Source organism: Acidianus ambivalens, assembly GCF_009729015.1.
Taxonomy (GTDB): Archaea; Thermoproteota; Thermoprotei_A; order Sulfolobales; family Sulfolobaceae; genus Acidianus; species Acidianus ambivalens.
This window is the reverse complement of record NZ_CP045482.1, coordinates 2,060,293-2,075,985: the sequence shown is the minus strand read 5'-3', so window position 1 is coordinate 2,075,985 and position 15,693 is coordinate 2,060,293. Positions and strand designations below refer to the sequence as shown.

The window sequence follows — 15,693 nt, the reverse complement described above, 5'->3', positions numbered from 1 at the left end:
AATAAATAGTGGCAAACATTTTTAGTCTATCTCATTAAGAAATGATATGGGTTAAGCTTGTCTGGAGAAATAGATGTTTCTAGAGATAATAACGAGGATTATGAGCAAATAATTAAGTTGCTTGAAGAAAAGATTAATGCGTTACAAGCTGAAACTGAAAGTCTAAGAAAGGAATTAAATTACTATAAATCTGAACTAGAGAAATTATTAAGTCCTCCTCTAATAGAAGCTGTAGTACTTGATATTTTAGATGATGGAAAAGTAGTAGTTAGAAGTACATCCGGGCCAAATTTGATAGTTACAGTAAGTAACGACATAGATATTAAAAGTCTTAAAATTGGACAGTCAGTAGCACTAAATCAAAGAGGTTCCGCTATAGTAAAAATCTTACCAGAAAGGGAAGACCCATTTGTAAAATCAATGGAGGTATTAGAGAAACCTAATGTAAGATACGAGGATATAGGAGGTTTATCTCAACAAATCCAAGAACTTAGGGAAGTAATAGAACTGCCTTTAAAGAATCCAGAAATATTTAAGGAATTAGGAATTCAACCTCCTAAAGGTGTTCTTCTATATGGACCTCCAGGTACAGGAAAAACTATGCTAGCTAAAGCTGTAGCGACAGAGAGTAATGCAACTTTTATTCATGTAGTTGCTTCAGAATTTGCTCAGAAGTTTGTAGGTGAAGGAGCAAAAGTTGTAAGAGAAGTCTTTGAGTTAGCTAGGAAAAAAGCCCCTTCAATAGTGTTTATAGATGAAATAGATGCAATAGGTGCAAAAAGAATAGACCTAGGAACTAGTGGAGAAAGAGAAGTACAAAGAACTTTAATGCAATTACTTGCAGAGCTAGATGGATTTCAGCCCTTAGATAATGTAAAGATAATAGGAGCTACAAATAGGATAGATATTTTAGATCCAGCATTATTAAGACCGGGTAGATTTGATAGAATAATAGAAATTCCATTACCAGATTTTAATGGTAGGAAAGAAATTTTCAGAATCTATATCTCAAAAATGAAAGTTAGTAGAGATGTCGATATTAACATATTGGCTAAGCTTACTGAAGGATTTAGCGGTGCTGATATTAAAAATGTATGTACTGAAGCTGGATACTTGGCAATAAGAGAGAATAAAAGAATCATAGAAATGAACCATTTTATAGAGGCCATAAATAAAGTAAAATCTAAAAGAAAGGAAGAATTTAAAGGAAGAGAAGAGAAATACACATGAAAGAATTTGTAACCTATCCAGAAAAGGTATCTGAGTTCGAATTTTTTTATTTAAAGAATATATTTGCATATCAGTTCGGTTATGATATTGCTGACTGTGTATTTGATAACTCAAATTCCTTTTTTATTCAAAGATCTATAAATACTAATAGAATAAGAAATATCCTGATAGATAATAATTTATTTTTAGTTTTAAGAGCTCAAGACAATTTATTCTCGCTAACTTTAGATTCTGCCAAAAAGATTAAAATGTGTTCTAAACCCCCTAGATTTAGAGTAATAATTCCATATGACATTGCAAAAGTTGTAAGATATTCTGGAAACGTTTTTGCAAAACATGTAATTGAAGTAGATAAGAGTCTAAGAGCTGGAGACCAAGTTATAGTAGTAGATGGCGACGATAATATAGTAGCTGTGGGTAGATTAAAGTTATCAGCAGAGGAGATAATCGAATATAAAAGAGGAGTGGCTGTAATTGTAAAGGAGAGGAATAAAAATGAAGGTAATCCTTAAGGGTATAACTGAAGATGAATTAAAAGGATCCACATTTATAACTGGATTTAGAACAATAGGAGAAACTGGATATCTTGCATCAAGATATATAGTGCTAAAACGTAAATTGCAAAGAATAGGATTTATAACAACAAAGTACCTTAGGGATGTTACTTTCTTAGACGAATATGGCATAGCAACGCCTTTTGACTTGTTTTATGATAAAGAATTGCATACTATAGTGCTATTAAATCATCTATTACCTTTCCAACGTGAATGGAACTCCTTTGCTAAAGATACCATAATGTGGCTTAAAAAACTTGAAGTAAAGAATATAATACTAATAGGTGGACTTGACAAGAGATATAAGGAAAGCTCAGAAGAGCTTAGATGGCTTAAAACTTCTAAAAGTACAATAAATTTACCTTATCCAGAATTAGAGAAGCAGTTAATAATGGTAGGGCCTTTAGCATTATTTACTATCTATTCAGAAATTGAGGATCTTCCAGCAATAGTCCTCTTACCTTATGCAGACAAAGAAAGAATAGATCCTGCCGCTGCTGCAATTGCTGTAGATGCAATAAATAAAATTCTAGGTACCAATATTGATGTTACTGAACTTTATGAAGACGCCAAAAAATTAGAAGAAGAACTTCAAAAACAATTAGAGAATATCCAAAAAGAAATAAGTAGAAGTGGATTAGATAGGCATTATATGTAGCTTTGAATTTTCACATTCTATTAATTCGACTTTTTTATATTTAGCTTTTAATATACTATTAGCCTTATCTGAAGATATTCTAATTACACTCTCTGATAGTGACTTTGGAATTTCAAATTGAGACAATGGATAAGACTCAGAAACTAGAACCGGTATTAGACCGTAAAATGGATAAGCTATGTATATATCTGCCTCCATATATTTTTCCTTAACAATTTTTAAAATAAAAGGATCTAAAATGAATGGTTGTGCAAACTTATCTCCGCAAATTACTATTGCCTTATCATGCATGGGTTTTATTAAGTCAAGGTATCTATGATGTCTAATAATTTCTGGTCTTTTTATAGAATTTTCGTCATATAAAAATAACCCCTTTATCTCACCTTTTACTCTTGGGTCATATTTTTCCAAATATTCTGCATATTTAAGCAATCTCTTAAACGCAGAATATACTGAAGGGTGAGAAAATGCTTTTTCTTGTAAATACTCAAATAATCTTCCTTCTTTTATAGCTATTTTTGTTTCTCTAATTTCTTCTAATATTTTATATAAATTATGAATTGCTAGTAGTCTAGTTCTTTCGCTTTCATCCATCTCTAAAAGCTCTTGAGGAGTATATCTTGAGCACACTGGACAACTACATGGGAAACTGTCTATCTCTTCAAGCTTTAATGTCCTAGACCTAGTTATATATCTATTATCCCTAGCATATAATATGTACGATGCAGAATCAAAGGAATCTACTCCTAATGCTACTGCAAAAGGTATTAAATGCGGTAAGCCTCCACCAAATAAATGTAATGGTTTTCCTCTACTTATAGATGACCTAACTGTAAATATCATATCAATTAATGTATCATAATCATACTTTTCCATTAATACAGTAGGACTACCCAATGCTAGTAATTTATATTTCTCTCTTTTATTTGCTTCTACTGCAGAATATTGAAGCAAATCTAAAAATCTTCCTCCTTGAATTGGATGAGTCCATATTATATTTTCGGTATTTATTATACTTTCTACGTCTTTAGCTCTTCTTAATGTTTCGTCAACAGTCATTTTCGCCTCTTCTCTATCTTCCAATTTTCCAGTCGGTACATCAAGAATTACTGCAATATCTGGCTTTATTTGATTCTGATATTCTACAATTTCTCTATTATTAGCCTCTATATTACCATATTCTAAGATCTGATACGCTCCTGAATCAGTCATTATAATTGAATTGAAATCAAGTTCTTTATGTATATCTTGCTTAACTATATTATTTTTTTTAAGTATATATGCATTAGTTATTATACTATTAAATCCCACAGCCATGACGTCTTTAATGGATATCTCTTTTCTTAGTACGTTAACTACTGGAAAAAAAGCCGGAGTCTCTAAAATGCCATGCGAAGTTTCTAATTTACCTATTCTACCTGCTAAGTCTTCTTCTTTTACCTCAAAATCTCCAATCATCTTGAAGTCTCTCTCTTTTTCTTTTCTACATACTCATTAAATAGGTCATAAATTCTTTGGGCAAGAGGTCCACTACCTTCAACACCGTTTTCTGTTACTTTAATTTTCTCTAGGACAGTTATAACTCCTGCTTCTTCATAAACTTTAATATCGCCAGGCCTTAAATTTAAGGACTTTTCTATTAGACTAGCGAACTCCTTTACGTCAAAAATTGGAGCGTTCTTTATTAGAATCTCTGAAATAATACTACCATTTATTATAGCTTTATAATAAACATTGTTTTCATTATCTTTAGCATTTGATATACTTACCATAAAAGGATCTATTTCAAAAGACGATAATTGGCCAGTATACGTTTTTCCATTAGTTAATTTTATTATTACAGTTTTATCTATTAATGAATTTATATCATAAACTACTCTACGACTTATACTCATAACGGTCAACATAAGATTAATATACAAGGATTTAAATAATGAAGTGAAAAACCTTGCAACGCATAAATTATGAGTTTAATGAAGAAGGAACAATAACGTCTATTCAAAAGGGCGTACTTAGAGATTTATATGTAGTAAACATAAAATGTCAAGATATTAATATAAATTTAGATGTTACATCAGAGATCAATATTTTTAATAATAATGAAAAGGTTAATGTTATAATATCTAGGTCAAAGCCTAGTTTTACACAGAACGATTTTTGTGGACACGGATATATAGTTACAGAGAAAGAGAAAATTAACCAAAATAAAAAGACGTATATTACAATAATATCTTTATTTGGTCTACTAGTTAAAATAGAAAGCGATTCAAGCTTTCTTAATAAATATGGATTTAATATAATGGATCACATATATTTCTGCGTAATAAAATCGTAATAAAATTAATAAGGAATATATTCTGTATATGTTTTTCCAGACTTATCCAATATCAAGATATCAATACCATCTCCAGAAGTTACATCTCTTTCTATAGATGCTTTAATAGACTTTATTGCTATTTCTTTGCCTTTATCTAATGACATATTTTGATCGTATTCTGCTTCAAGAACGCCTATGGCAACTCTAGCTCCAGAACCTACTGCTGCATATACATCATCTAAAAGAGAACCTAATGGATCTAAGACATATAATTGAGGAATTCCGTTATCGACACCAGCAAATAGAATTTCAGAAATAAATGGCATATATTTGTATTGATATAATATAATAGATAATAATTTCGCTGCTGCTTTAGTGGATATAGGCTTCTCATTATATAATTCATAGTATTTTATTTCAGCATTCATTATCCTAGTTAAAGCTTGTAAATCTCCAAAAAGTCCTGCACCAGCTATTCCAAATCTGCCTATTATATGAACCTTTTTAGCAGATTTACTTAGAACGTAGCCTCCATAACTTAACCTACGTTCAGCGGCTAAGATTACGCCATCGTTTAACTTTATTCCTACTGCAGTTGAGGGTAACTCTTCCATAATTATCACTATAAGTCTTTGTACAAAGTTTAAATTATTTGCCTTATGTAAGACAAAAGCTCGTTAAGCGATATTGAACTTTGCTGTCTTGTTGTTAGATCTTTTATTGAAACTTTATTTTCCATTTTCTCATTTTCTCCAATAATAATGGCTATATTTATATTCATATCCAGTAAATTTGGTATTATCTTCGATAATGAAATATTTTTTGTGTTCAATATTGCAGGAATATCATTTTCATGTAAGATGAAAAGAACTTTAAGTGCATAGTCAATTACATTTTCGTTTAGAGGAATTATTGCTATTTTTCTAAAATTATCTTTTATTTTTAAATTTTGTAAAACACTCAAAACTCTTTCTACTCCTATTGCAAAACCTATAGAAGGTGTAGATGGTCCGCCATAGAGTTGCACCAAATTATCATACCTTCCACCTCCAGCAATACTAAAAGAGACTGAAGGATGAGCTACCTCAAAGATTACTCCAGTATAATATGCTAAACCTCTTACTAGTGATAAGTCGATTTTTATTGGAACATTAAGCTTAGCTAAGATTTCATAAATTTTAAAAAGTCTTGAAATTTGATTTTCTAAAACTTTTGAACGCTCATTATTCAAATCTTTGATTAGCTCAATAAAATCCGATTCTTTAGATATAGAATTATATAGCATTTCCCTTATTATATTTAGAATTTTATATTCTGAAATTTTAGATAAATATTCTATTACAGAATCTTTATTTCCTTTATCGATTAAATGTAATAAATGATCTTCTTGATCCTCAGACATTTTTAACATTGAAAAAAGTTCTCTATATATTGCTATATTATTTATTTTTATAGTAATATTTTCCAAATTGATTTTCTTAAAAAATTCCCATAATATACTTAAAACTTCTAAATCAGCATTAATTGAAGATTCACCCAGCATTTCTATTCCGGCTTGTCTGAATTCCCTATATCTACCAAACTGAGGTTCATCATACCTATAAACAGTCCCAATATAATATAATCTAATTGGCTTAGGCAAATGTTGCATAGAGTTTAGAAATAATCTTACTATGCTAGGTGTGAATTCTGGTCTTAAGGCTACTTCTCTTCCACCTTTATCAACAAATGTGTACATTGTATTTCTTAACTCTTCTCCGCCCTTTAATGCAAATAATTCGAATTCCTCAAGAATAGGTGTTATAGCTTCAATATATCCTGATTTTTTTACAATTTTAGAAAATTGATCCTCAATATATCTGATTTTTTCAGCGTCTTCACCAAAATAGTCTTTCATTCCTCTCAAAGGTTCATAAGATACCATATCAGCCCTTAGATAATGATACCTCAGAAAGGTTATAATAAGTTATGTCTCCATACTTGTCTATTATAGCTAAGTATGCATCTACATTAGACGACTTAGCAATTTCAATGAATTTGAATATTTCGTTTATTTTTAAAGGCTCATTCTCATTATAAATTATAACTATACCAATCACTTTTCCACTTGAATCGTATAAATATATCAAATTATCAACTTTGCTAGAAATTTTAGCCTTCTTTGATCTTAACCTCAAATCTATAACAACAGAAATCTTGTTCCAAAAATTTTTATCATTACTATATATTGCTTGCAACTCTTGTAAGTCTTTCTCTGAAATTTTACTAGACATGATTTTAGTCAATAATTCTTCGACCTTAGTTTCGGTCATATCTCAGTCTAATGTACTTGGTAACAATTAAATTATAATGATTACTCAACGTTAACAATTATCATGCAATGTCCATACTGTAACTCAAAGGATCTAATATGGGATACTATGCATGGAAATATAATTTGTTCCTCATGCGGAAGTGTAATTGATACGCTTTACGATTATTCTCAAATAGGTACCTCTGAAGAGATAATAGATTTAAATAAAGGCTTTTCAGAAAGAAAGGAAACAAGAAATTTCATAAAATTAACAGAAACAATATCAAATAAATTTAGAATATTCAACAATAAGGAAAACATGAAATTTATAACTGAAGATGGAGAATTAGCGTTAAGCCTACTCAATATGGATAAAAAAGTGTATAAAATATATGAATTTCTAGAAAAAAATGGAATATTCAGTGGTAGAAAAATAAAAATAAGAGTTGCTTTAAGTTTTTATATAGCAGGATATAGATGTAGAAAAATGAAAAATATTTTAGAAAAATTACATATAAATGAAAAATATTTTAGAAAAATTACATATAAACTGCCTAAAGAGCTAAAATACATGAATAAAGAATTATTAGATTAAATTACTTGTTTCATCCTAGCAAGTAACGTGATTTGCACACACTCGTATTAACAGTTAAATTTTTATATAACCAGTTTCAAAGTGAGTGTGAAGGTGAATTATATGTCATCCACAGCTACTGTAGCTACTACTCCTGAAGGAATTCCTGTAATAATTTTAAAGGAAGGTTCTTCAAGAACCTATGGAAAAGAAGCAGTCCGATTAAACATTGCAGCAGTTAAAGCTGTAGAAGAAGCCCTAAAAAGTACATATGGCCCTAGAGGAATGGATAAGATGCTCGTGGACAGCTTAGGCGACATCACAATAACAAATGATGGAGCTACTATATTAGATAAAATGGATCTTCAGCACCCTGCAGCTAAGCTGTTAGTACAAATTGCAAAAGGTCAAGATGAAGAAACTGCTGATGGAACTAAAACTGCAGTAATATTAGCAGGTGAACTCGTTAAGAAAGCTGAAGACTTATTGTACAAAGATATTCACCCCACAATAATTATAAGTGGTTATAAGAAAGCTGAAGAAGTAGCACTAAAGACAATTCAAGAGATGGCACAACCAGTTAGTATAAATGATACTGACTTACTTAAGAAGGTTGCAATGACTTCACTAAGCAGCAAATCAGTAGCGGGTGCAAGAGAATATTTAGCCGACATCGTAGTAAAAGCAGTAACGCAGGTCTCAGAATTAAGAGGAGATAAGTGGTATGTAGATCTAGATAATATTCAAATAGTAAAGAAAGCCGGAGGAGGAATTAACGATACACAATTAGTATATGGAATAATTGTAGATAAAGAAGTAGTACATCCAGGAATGCCAAAGAGAATAGAAAATGCAAAAATAGCGTTACTTGATGCCTCATTAGAAGCTGAAAAGCCTGAACTTGATGCAGAGATAAGAATTAATGATCCCTCACAAATGCAGAAATTCTTAGAAGAGGAAGATAATTTGCTAAAAGAAAAGGTAGATAAGATAGCGGCCACTGGAGCTAACGTAGTAATATGCCAAAAAGGAATTGATGAGGTAGCACAGTCATATTTAGCAAAGAAGGGTATACTAGCAGTAAGAAGAGCTAAGAAGAGTGACTTAGAAAAACTAGCTAGAGCAACTGGAGGAAGAGTAGTTTCTAATATTGACGAATTAAGCCCACAAGATCTTGGATATGCTGCACTTGTAGAAGAAAGAAAGGTTGGAGAAGATAAAATGGTATTTGTAGAAGGCGCAAAGAATCCTAAAGCCATAAGCATACTAATAAGAGGAGGATTAGAGAGAGTTGTAGACGAAACTGAAAGAGCATTAAGAGATGCATTAGGAACTGTAGCAGATGTAATTAAAGATGGAAGAGCAGTAGCAGGAGGAGGTGCAATAGAAATAGAGATAGCCAAAGCGTTAAGGAAATACGCTCCACAAGTAGGAGGTAAAGAACAATTGGCAATCGAAGCATACGCATCAGCATTAGAAAGTCTAGTAATGATACTTATAGAGAATGCAGGTTTTGATCCAATAGATTTATTAATGAAACTAAGAAGCGCACATGAAAACGAGAATAATAAGTGGGTAGGTGTAGATTTGTACACAGGACAGCCAGTAGATATGTGGCAAAAAGGAGTAATAGATCCAGCATTAGTTAAAATGAATGCAATTAAAGCTGCAACTGAAGCAGTAACATTAATACTTAGAATAGACGATTTAGTAGCAGCAGGTAAGAAATCAACATCCTCTGGAAGCGAATCCAAGAGTGGAGAAAGCAAACCATCAGAAGAAGACTAAATTTCTTTAATTTTTATTAATGTTGGTTGTTTTATATTTGGTGCAGAAATTATAGCGTCACCTATGTCTAACTTATCCAGGATATTGGATAAGTTAGGGTCTAACGCAAGTGAATCTACGATTATTTTTTTATCTATATTTGATTTTATCGCATGAATTATTTTTATATTAGTATTTTTAACTACATCTGGGGAAACTGATGAGGGACTCTGAGTAATAATACATAGTCCTATTCCAAATTTTCGTATCTCATTAAGTAATCTACTGACCATTTCATTATTACTATTATTAAAGTAGTTTTGAGCTTCTTCCAGTACAATCAAAGTTGGTTTGTTATTTATCTTTCGCTTTATGTAAATGTCTGTAATTGCACGAATTATAAATAATGCATATAACCTCCTTACTGATATATCTGGTATAAAACTTAAGTCTATGATTATTTTATTATTGTTAGCAAGTTCGTCTTCCATGTTAATGTTAGAAATTAGCAGAAGTCTTACTGGTCTATAAAGTATAGGATTCATTCTTCTAAGTAATGCTAGCTTTACATCTTTAATCCAAGTATACTCGTCCTTTATTCTTGAGACTGCGTCGTATAACGTAGAGAGAGAAAATCTCTTATATTTTCTTAGTTCGGAAAGGATTATATATAGTATATATCTTTGGGGATCGGTAAGCTCAAGAACATCTTGAAAGATTTCAACAGTTTCTTCTAAATTATATAGTTTTAGAATATTAAGCCTCAATGGATTTGATTCATTATATATTTTAAAATCCTTTAACTTATTTATATATTCACCATGCCAATCTAAAATTATGACATTGAACCCTTTACTTGCTAATTGAGAAGCTATTATGGCTGCAGTATTAGATTTTCCGCTGCCAGTAGTACCAAATATTCCTATATGCCTAAAGACGTCGTTACTTCGTATACCTATAGGAATTTTAGCTAAAGATGATGTTATCACGTAACCTAATTCAATATCGTAGTCTACTTGAATATTCTCTGATTTAGGTATTTCATATTGCTTTTCAAAAACTCGGACATATGTTAAATTACCAAAATCATTAGGTATAGGTAATGTTTCATAACTTACCTTTATAGGCTCTAAGGCTATATGCGGAGCAATAGATTCTGCCAATTTTTTTAGTATTTCATATTCTTGAAGCACTTCTGTTTCACACATCGTATAGTTTTCCTTTTTACATTCTTTAAACATAATTAAAGCAGAAGATTTACGTCTATTATAAATATATGTGACTATACTATATTTTATATTGTCAGATTTCCTGCTTAATACATCAACTAAATTGTCTAATTCCTTTTGCAAATTATTATCTGAATTATTTATATCCTGCTTACCTAAAATTCTAAAAGCTATACCTATTATGCTAGCGTTATTTGACTTAATAATAAATATATTATTTTTGACTAATATGTTTGATATAATATTCTTTTTTCTTAGAAATATTATAATAAATGAAATTAATATAGGTACGATAAGGACAAAATATACTGAATTAAATTTATATATATATATTAAATGATATTGTAATAATATTAAACCAAACCCAAGTATAAATAGGGCAATAGGACCTATCTTATTAAAATTCATGTACTAAGTTATATATATCTTTTAGAGACTCAGATGAGCGAATTTATTGCGTTAGTAGATAATGCAATACGTTCGCAATTATCTTTAATTTGTATTTGTTCAAAGTTATTGATATCTTTCTCACAACATTTTATTACATACACAATATCTCCTTCCTTAAATTTTACATGAGCCAACGCATTAGCAATTTGAGAAGTTGAATACAATAAAGTTAGAAAATAAATTTCTGGTTCTTTAATACGAGATTTTGTATATGTTTTAAAAAATATATAGCATGCTTGATTAATTACTGATTTAGGCGGAATATCCTTAATCACTTGTATTACACATTTGCCATCAAATTTTATAATATTCTTTTTATCAGCGCTCCATGTAGTTTGAGAGATTTCTATCATCTTTATCCTCCATGGTTAATAGGAATTACTTGTATAAGATCATTATCAGTAATTTTACCACCTTTAATTCTCCAATCTATGCCGTTAATTAATATTATATATCCAGGTCTTATAGTATTATTATCCAAATCTAAAATAATTCCCTTCTTATCAATATTCTTTAAAACTTGAAGAACGTCTTCTCCTTTAACTTCTATTTCTTTACTATTAAAGGCTTGAACTAATGGGCCAAAAAATATTACTTTACTCACTCTCTTCTACTACCTCCCCTTCAGATACAGACTTTTGAGAGCTCATTCTTTTGGCATATCTAGTTAAATATCCTGCAATCCTATTCCTAACTTTTTTAGAGTATACATCAATATATTTCTTAACTACTTCTTTATTCTTTGAATAGTCAGTGGTTACTTCATCCTTATATTTCTCATAAATTTCTGCAGCAATCCTCTTAATATCCCTAGTATATATATTTCCCATAAGCTCGCCCGTTAGTTAATAAATATTATAAAAATTTAAATTTAGTCTCCTCCTTCAACTTGTTTTTCATATATGCTTTTCTTTGCTTCTGCTACTCCAGCTTCTTTCTTAAATCTAGCTTTTAATTTCTGTTGAATTAGAGGTAAAGTAGTATATTCCATTTCAGTAGGTTCTAGTCTATGCGGCATAAATGGACCGTGTCTCCTCATATAGTCTGCTATTTGTTCTGCTAATCTTCTTGTTTCATCAAAAGCCGGATCATCAAATAAGTCGCTAGGACCTACTAGTCTTCCATTTTTAACATTGAATCCTAATCCTATTAATCTTGGAGGGCCGTCAAATCTAGTTGCTCTGGCATCTCTTTGCGAAACTGGCATTAAAGGACCATAATGGCTTCCTCTCATCCATCCTGGAACTAAATATGGGAAAGAGAAAGCTTCTAGCACTTCACCTAATGCAGGAAAACCATGTTGAACTCTAACGATCATAACAGGGTCGTCTTTTCCTACGTATTTTCCTGCTAAGAGATTTAATCTTTCTATTGATGTAACTGACGCTATCATATTATCTGCTTTCCTATAGACTCTTCTGATGACGTATTGAGAAGGAGTTCCAATTAATGCTAATATATCATAAATTTCCTCTGGAGCGTTAAGTGTTACAGATTCTCCTGCATAAACGTCTAAAATTTCAAATTTATAACCTTCATGCATAGTTGGATCTATAACTAAACCTGCAGTATTAAATGGATCAGCAAACATTTTATATTGGGGGTAATTGAATGCTCCAGGTTCTGTCTTATCTGCCATAAAAATTGCTATAGGTTCTGCAGGCCTTTCTTCTATTTCCATCTCTGCTATTCCTGGACCCATTCCCTTTAAGTTTCCAGAAAATGTATCAGATAGTAAATCTTGCCCTGCAGCATATAATCCAAGATCTTTAGCTACCTTAGTAGCTTCTTTAAACGCATCCCAAGCAGTTTCATGAACTTTAGTATCTAATTCACCTCTATTATGAGTCATAATAAGTTCCATATCATCTCCGACATTCGTTATATAATAATCTATTATTACACCATTTTTTTTAGCCTCAGCTAGCACTTTGTTTGCTGCAGCCATAGTATCTGGATGGACTACATGATGCCCAGCTAAACTTCCTATATCTGCTTTAATTACGCTTATTGTGGTCTTCATAAGAGACATTCTCTTACGATATTATTAAATTTTTGTCTTACTAATCTCTACTAACTTCTAAGGAATAATACTCGTTCCTTTCTTTTTGTAACCTATCTAAGTAACTTCCTAATTTATTAACCCTCGGCCTTCCAGTGTCAGCGTCTCTCCTAAAAGTAATCTGCATTTCTTTAAGAAATTCATTCATACCTTTTCTTAAGCTAGTAGGAGATTTACCATGCCCCTCTTTACCAGGAATTCCAGTAAATACCATTATTCTATCAGAAATATAATCATGAATCGCTAAATCATGATCAACTAAAAACGTTACTGCTTTCCTTTCGCGTGTTATCCTCTTTATTGCTTTAGCTACTATATAACGTTCTTCTACATCTAAATATGATGAAGGTTCATCTAAAACATAAATGTCTGCCTCTTTAGCTAATGCTCCTGCTACATAAAGCTTTTGAAGCTCCCCGCCGCTGAGATCTTTAACTTCAGATTCCAGAATTCTATGTAAATTCAATTTTCTTATTACTTCTTCAAAAAACCATGATGATGTTGATAGGATATCTTTACTCACGTTTTCTAGATATTGTTGCACAGTACCATCGTATTCTGGAATAAGTTTCTGTGGCTTATATGACATTCTTAAACCTTCTGGCATTACATAACCATAATCCGGAGTTATTTCATTAACTAGTATTCTCATGAACGTAGTTTTTCCTATACCATTTGGACCTACAATGCCTATTACTTCACCTTCTCTCGCATCTCCTTCTTCAATATCAAGTGAAAAGTCAGAAAGATTCTTTTTTATTTTAGACCATTTTATTCTAATTTTTACGTTTTTAGAGAAATCCAGATCTGTAAGCTCTTTAAGCATAAATTTTATCTCATCTTGCCTAAATTTTACGTTCTCTGCGGGAAGATACCCATTTAAGAAATTATTAATTCCAGTTCTAGCGGAATATAATTTTGACACTCTACCATATACGCTACTCTCACCATATATTATAGATACTAAATCCGTAAGGTAATCTAATACAATAAGATCGTGATCTACTACTGCAACGTACTTATCTTTTGTAAGCTCCCTTATGCCTTTAGCCATGTTTAGTCTCTCTCTAACATCTAAATATGATGAAGGCTCATCAAACACGTAAACGTCAGCTTCACGAAGCAATGCAGCTGCAACTAGAAATTTCTGAAGTTCTCCTCCGCTAAGAGTTTGAACTGACTTATTCCACATATTTTGCATAGAAAGAAGCTCTCTTACCTCATCAATTTTGCCCCTCTCGTCTATTTTATTCAGAAGCTCATTCACATTTCCTTTGAGCATTCTACCAACATATTCAATATACTGAATCTTATGAACAACTTTCAGATTTTTATTATATAATTTGTAGAAATAATCATATATTTCCTTACCTTTAAACTTATTCAAAACATCATCGTAACTAAGCTTAGCATTAGGAGCTCCAAAATTAGGAATTAATTCTCCACTTAATATCCTTAATATAGTACTCTTTCCAGTACCGTTTTTGCCTAATATACCAATTATATAGCCTTGCTTTAATATAGGTAAACCAAATAATTCAAATCCATTAATCTTGTATCTATGAATAATTTCTCCTGACAGTTTATCTGGTAAGTTAACAATTGATATTGCCTCATAAGGGCATTTTTTTACACAAATGCCACAACCTATGCATGTTTCCTCATAAATAACTGGCTTACCTTTAACTATCTCAGAAAGTTCTATAGCCTTGCTGCCTGACCTATTGATTGGACAAAACCTTATGCATTCTAGATTACACTTGTCGGGTTTACAAAAATCGTAATTTATTACTGCAACTCTCATTGACATCAATCCTTAAAGAAAATAAAAATTAAAAATTAGCTTTACCATTCATCTTCTTCCCAATCTTCTTCAGTTTCATCTTCCCATTCTTCCTCTTCTAAGTCCTCTTCCCAATCTTCCTCCATCAACTTATACACCGAGCAATTCTTATTTGAAAGGTACTTATAATTTTCTCAAGTGAACTAGCTAGTTATACTTCGAATAGAATCATATTTAAAAATATTAACCTCATATTCAAGGTTGCATATACTATAGTATGTTATTAATGTTAAAATATATAATTGTGATATAAAATAATTAATGATTAGCTTGCTACTTGATTTGATTTTTCTCACTACAATAATGACGCAAAATTCTTTTTATTATTGAGGAATCTTTGCCATCCTATTTCAATTAGTAGTGTTTCTAAGTAAATTTTTACGGATTGCCAGTGCTTATAATCACGAATTGGTAACCACAATACGGTAAGGAGCCCTGACGGAAAAACAGAGGCGTTATAAATTCGGCGACTATATTTTACGCGAAAGAAAAGGTCGGTATTATGTTTACAAGCTAGAGTATGAAAAGGTAACGTAAGAAAAACTTACGTTGGTTCCTTAACTGATGTAGTCGAATCATATCTAAAAATGAAAGAAAATATGGGTGTGGGGTATCCCCTACAGCGGGCCCGCCGGGATTTGAACCCGGGACCTCTGGTTCCGGAGACCAGTGCTCTGTCCTGGCTGAGCTACGGGCCCCTAATTTTTAATGTTATT

The 15,693-nt window shown here is 31.4% G+C and carries 19 protein-coding genes and 1 tRNA gene; 7 read left to right on the top strand and 13 right to left on the bottom strand.

Annotation, left to right across the window (positions count from 1 at the left end):
- Positions 1-57: 57 nt before the first annotated feature.
- Genes D1866_RS11865 through D1866_RS11855 form a run of 3 tightly spaced genes read left to right on the top strand, consistent with a single transcriptional unit; the run spans position 58 to position 2,442 of the window.
- Positions 58-1,230: a proteasome-activating nucleotidase gene (locus D1866_RS11865; protein WP_152940110.1), complete on the top strand. Its 1,173-nt coding sequence runs from the start codon at positions 58-60 to the stop codon at positions 1,228-1,230.
- Positions 1,227-1,742, top strand: a complete 516-nt coding sequence (locus D1866_RS11860) for a PUA domain-containing protein (protein ID WP_152940108.1) — start codon at positions 1,227-1,229, stop codon at positions 1,740-1,742. Before D1866_RS11865 ends, D1866_RS11860 begins: the two co-directional genes overlap by 4 nt.
- On the top strand, positions 1,726-2,442 hold the full coding sequence (locus D1866_RS11855) for a proteasome assembly chaperone family protein (RefSeq protein WP_152940106.1): 717 nt from the start codon (positions 1,726-1,728) through the stop codon (positions 2,440-2,442). The genes D1866_RS11860 and D1866_RS11855 overlap by 17 nt, the downstream gene beginning before the upstream one ends.
- On the opposite strand, the gene tgtA is transcribed toward D1866_RS11855, so the two are convergent.
- Together tgtA and D1866_RS11845 are read right to left on the bottom strand one after the other, a co-directional pair.
- Complete coding sequence (gene tgtA / locus D1866_RS11850) at positions 2,422-3,897, bottom strand: tRNA guanosine(15) transglycosylase TgtA (RefSeq protein ID WP_155861238.1); 1,476 nt, start codon at positions 3,895-3,897, stop codon at positions 2,422-2,424. The two genes, D1866_RS11855 and tgtA, sit on opposite strands and share 21 nt — an antisense overlap.
- Positions 3,897-4,337 (bottom strand): Lsm family RNA-binding protein, encoded by a 441-nt coding sequence (locus D1866_RS11845; protein ID WP_048054564.1) that lies wholly within the window; start codon positions 4,335-4,337, stop codon positions 3,897-3,899. Before D1866_RS11845 ends, tgtA begins: the two co-directional genes overlap by 1 nt.
- A 53-nt stretch (positions 4,338-4,390) precedes the next feature.
- Between D1866_RS11845 and D1866_RS11840 the strand changes: the two genes are divergently transcribed.
- Positions 4,391-4,777 carry a DNA-directed RNA polymerase subunit G gene (locus D1866_RS11840; protein ID WP_152940102.1) on the top strand — a complete coding sequence of 129 codons (387 nt, stop codon included), beginning with the start codon at positions 4,391-4,393 and terminating at the stop codon, positions 4,775-4,777.
- Between the two features lie 5 nt (positions 4,778-4,782).
- On the opposite strand, the gene psmB is transcribed toward D1866_RS11840, so the two are convergent.
- Genes psmB through D1866_RS11825 form a run of 3 tightly spaced genes read right to left on the bottom strand, consistent with a single transcriptional unit; the run spans position 4,783 to position 7,071 of the window.
- Complete coding sequence (gene psmB, locus D1866_RS11835) at positions 4,783-5,373, bottom strand: archaeal proteasome endopeptidase complex subunit beta (RefSeq protein ID WP_152940100.1); 591 nt, start codon at positions 5,371-5,373, stop codon at positions 4,783-4,785.
- A gap of 29 nt (positions 5,374-5,402) precedes the next feature.
- Complete coding sequence (gene hisS, locus D1866_RS11830; protein ID WP_152940098.1) at positions 5,403-6,683, bottom strand: histidine--tRNA ligase; 1,281 nt, start codon at positions 6,681-6,683, stop codon at positions 5,403-5,405.
- Between the two features lies 1 nt (position 6,684).
- Entirely contained in the window at positions 6,685-7,071 is a 387-nt protein-coding gene (locus D1866_RS11825; protein WP_152940096.1) for a hypothetical protein, read from the bottom strand.
- 63 nt (positions 7,072-7,134) lie between these two features.
- Here D1866_RS11825 and D1866_RS11820 point away from each other — a divergent pair, with 63 nt between their 5' ends.
- Complete coding sequence (locus tag D1866_RS11820) at positions 7,135-7,647, top strand: TFIIB-type zinc ribbon-containing protein (RefSeq protein ID WP_152940094.1); 513 nt, start codon at positions 7,135-7,137, stop codon at positions 7,645-7,647.
- Positions 7,648-7,749: 102 nt separating this feature from the next.
- Positions 7,750-9,414 carry a thermosome subunit beta gene (thsB, locus tag D1866_RS11815; RefSeq protein ID WP_152940091.1) on the top strand — a complete coding sequence of 555 codons (1,665 nt, stop codon included), beginning with the start codon at positions 7,750-7,752 and terminating at the stop codon, positions 9,412-9,414.
- On the opposite strand, the gene D1866_RS11810 is transcribed toward thsB, so the two are convergent.
- Genes D1866_RS11810 through D1866_RS13155 form a run of 7 tightly spaced genes read right to left on the bottom strand, consistent with a single transcriptional unit; the run spans position 9,411 to position 15,075 of the window.
- Positions 9,411-11,030, bottom strand: a complete 1,620-nt coding sequence (locus D1866_RS11810; protein WP_152940089.1) for a DNA-translocating ATPase CedD — start codon at positions 11,028-11,030, stop codon at positions 9,411-9,413. The two genes, thsB and D1866_RS11810, sit on opposite strands and share 4 nt — an antisense overlap.
- A 29-nt stretch (positions 11,031-11,059) precedes the next feature.
- Positions 11,060-11,425: a hypothetical protein gene (locus tag D1866_RS11805; RefSeq protein ID WP_152940087.1), complete on the bottom strand. Its 366-nt coding sequence runs from the start codon at positions 11,423-11,425 to the stop codon at positions 11,060-11,062.
- A 2-nt stretch (positions 11,426-11,427) separates the two neighbouring features.
- Positions 11,428-11,676, bottom strand: a complete 249-nt coding sequence (gene urm1, locus D1866_RS11800) for a Urm1-like protein (RefSeq protein ID WP_152940085.1) — start codon at positions 11,674-11,676, stop codon at positions 11,428-11,430.
- Positions 11,669-11,902, bottom strand: coding sequence for a 30S ribosomal protein S17e (locus D1866_RS11795; protein WP_013775594.1), 234 nt, complete (start codon positions 11,900-11,902; stop codon positions 11,669-11,671). The genes urm1 and D1866_RS11795 overlap by 8 nt, the downstream gene beginning before the upstream one ends.
- Positions 11,903-11,943: 41 nt before the next feature.
- On the bottom strand, positions 11,944-13,095 hold the full coding sequence (fbp, locus tag D1866_RS11790; protein WP_048054562.1) for a fructose-1,6-bisphosphate aldolase/phosphatase: 1,152 nt from the start codon (positions 13,093-13,095) through the stop codon (positions 11,944-11,946).
- Positions 13,096-13,135: 40 nt separating this feature from the next.
- On the bottom strand, positions 13,136-14,944 hold the full coding sequence (locus tag D1866_RS11785) for a ribosome biogenesis/translation initiation ATPase RLI (protein WP_196773435.1): 1,809 nt from the start codon (positions 14,942-14,944) through the stop codon (positions 13,136-13,138).
- A gap of 35 nt (positions 14,945-14,979) precedes the next feature.
- On the bottom strand, positions 14,980-15,075 hold the full coding sequence (locus D1866_RS13155; RefSeq protein ID WP_196773543.1) for a pyruvate dehydrogenase: 96 nt from the start codon (positions 15,073-15,075) through the stop codon (positions 14,980-14,982).
- Positions 15,076-15,412: 337 nt separating this feature from the next.
- Here D1866_RS13155 and D1866_RS13790 point away from each other — a divergent pair, with 337 nt between their 5' ends.
- Positions 15,413-15,514: a putative integrase gene (locus tag D1866_RS13790; RefSeq protein ID WP_282958780.1), complete on the top strand. Its 102-nt coding sequence runs from the start codon at positions 15,413-15,415 to the stop codon at positions 15,512-15,514.
- Between the two features lie 86 nt (positions 15,515-15,600).
- Here D1866_RS13790 and D1866_RS11775 read toward each other — a convergent pair.
- A tRNA-Arg gene (locus D1866_RS11775) sits at positions 15,601-15,675 on the bottom strand.
- Positions 15,676-15,693 lie beyond the last annotated feature (18 nt).